General features: G+C 58.5%; 1 protein-coding gene and 3 pseudogenes. 2 read left to right on the top strand and 2 right to left on the bottom strand.

The window, feature by feature from the left end:
• Positions 1-116: 116 nt before the first annotated feature.
• Positions 117-548, bottom strand: coding sequence for an IS66-like element accessory protein TnpA (gene tnpA, locus A3722_RS04965; protein ID WP_067915951.1), 432 nt, complete (start codon positions 546-548; stop codon positions 117-119).
• 85 nt (positions 549-633) lie between these two features.
• Here tnpA and A3722_RS04960 point away from each other — a divergent pair.
• Positions 634-855 (top strand): annotated as a pseudogene (locus tag A3722_RS04960) (transposase); the annotation flags it as partial.
• A 112-nt stretch (positions 856-967) separates the two neighbouring features.
• On the opposite strand, the pseudogene A3722_RS25265 reads toward A3722_RS04960, so the two are convergent.
• Positions 968-1,343 (bottom strand): annotated as a pseudogene (locus A3722_RS25265) (IS6 family transposase); the annotation flags it as partial.
• A gap of 172 nt (positions 1,344-1,515) precedes the next feature.
• Here A3722_RS25265 and A3722_RS04955 point away from each other — a divergent pair.
• Positions 1,516-1,717 (top strand): annotated as a pseudogene (locus A3722_RS04955) (IS110 family transposase); the annotation flags it as partial.

Below are 1,717 nucleotides of genomic sequence, written 5' to 3'. Positions count from 1 at the left end.
GGTGAACGGATCCTTGCGCAGCACCGACGACACGATCGACGCCAGACCATCATGACCTTTCCTGAAGTCCACAGGCTGCGTCGAGACCAGAACCCGCACACGGTTTGATGGGAACATCATGGCTGACCCTCGATTTCCCGCACGATCTCGGCAACCCGGGACGAACTGGTCGTGCCATCGAGCCGGACTGTCACACGACCAATCCCAATCTCGATGGAGGTATGGGATGACTCGTCAGGCTTCGCGGACCGCCCCGCAACGGCCGACATATGCGCACCGCCGCCACCATCCGAGACTACGAGTGGCGCAAAACTAAAGGCGTCGTCATCGCCCGCAGGTAAAACCAACCGGCCATCGCGTGCTTGACTCCGCCATTCCGATAAATGGTTCGCCCGAAGCCCATACCGCGCCGCAACTGCATTCACGCTCACGCCCGGCTGCAAACTCTCAGCCACGATCCGTGCTTTGACCTCATTGGGCCACCGCTTCTGGCCATTGGCCCGTATCTCCACCCCGTAGTCCCTGAGAAACTCTACCGTAGTCGCCATCGCGAAACTCCCGCCCAATATCCGTCAGAAACGGAGTCGCAGCTCAGGCGAAAACTGGGAAGGTGCTGTCCAGGCAACGCTTACGTTGCACAGCACCAACCCCTTGGAGCGCGTTAACAAGGAGATCAAGCGGCGCACCAACGTCGTCGGCATCTTCCCCAATCGAGAGGCCGTCATTCGGCTCGTCGGGGCGCTCATGCTGGAGCAAAATGATGAGTGGGCCGTCTCTCGCCGCTACATGCCGGTAGAAAAGCTAACCGCCGTGTGCAACCATGATGAGGAGACGGCAATGATCGCCGCTCAGTGAACGAGCGACACCAGCTATGAGCAGTGTCCCAACAGTTGGTGTAACTCCCGCTGGTAGCGCGGGCTGAGCGGAGCCTTCGCATAGCGAAGCGAGGCCCGTGCGGGTCGCTTGGCGGCCATGGTTGTTCTTCGGCCCGATTGTTCAGTCCTTTGTGGGAGCGATGTTCAAGGCCGGACGCGATCTCGCGTCTGGCCGCACCGTAGGAGCGCAGCTTGTCCGTGACGATCCGTTTGGGAAGGCCAAACCGCTTGATCAGCGCTTTCAAAGTCGCTTTGCAGCACGCTTCTCGCGCTTAAATTTCAGGATTTCCTCAGAACGATCCCCTATTGGTCAACCACGCGCCAGAGCCAGAATTTCCGCCCCGAGATCGTCACCACAACTTCGTCGAGATGCCAAACGTCCCCCGGAGGTGCCTGCCGCCGGCGCAAGTTTTGGCCGATCCGCGGGGCGAATTTCGCAACCCAACGCCTGATCGCTTCGTAGGAAACAACCCGCTACGACAAAACGGATTGTAGCTACATAGCCAGTTGGAACCTTGCCGCTACTTTAATTGCGTCAAGATGAATGTCCACAGATGGAGTGGTTGCCGCCCTCCCCAGACGGCATCGCAATGTGCCAAGGTCGTGGTGTTGAAAGCCACACAAAGAGGAGGACGGCGAGATGAAGGATATGATGATCGGGGTCGATCTGGCAAAGAATGTTTTTCAAGTTCATGGGGCGCTGCACACGGGGGAGATTCAGTTTCGCAAGAAGCTGACGCGAACGCAGTTTCCCGTGTTCATGGCTAAGCAGGAGCCAAGCTTGGTTATCCTCGAGGCATGTGGCAGCGCACATTATTGGGCGCGCGAGATGGAAGCGCTTG

It is taken from the genome of Sulfitobacter sp. HI0027 (genome assembly GCF_001634775.1).
Taxonomy (GTDB): domain Bacteria; phylum Pseudomonadota; class Alphaproteobacteria; order Rhodobacterales; family Rhodobacteraceae; genus Sulfitobacter.
This window is presented reverse-complemented; position numbering and strand designations above follow the sequence as displayed.

What these genes read in the sequence shown, in the direction of transcription:
- tnpA (WP_067915951.1), bottom strand. Translation starts at nt 548, where the DNA reads ATGGCGACTACGGTAGAGTTTCTCAGGGACTACGGGGTGGAGATACGG.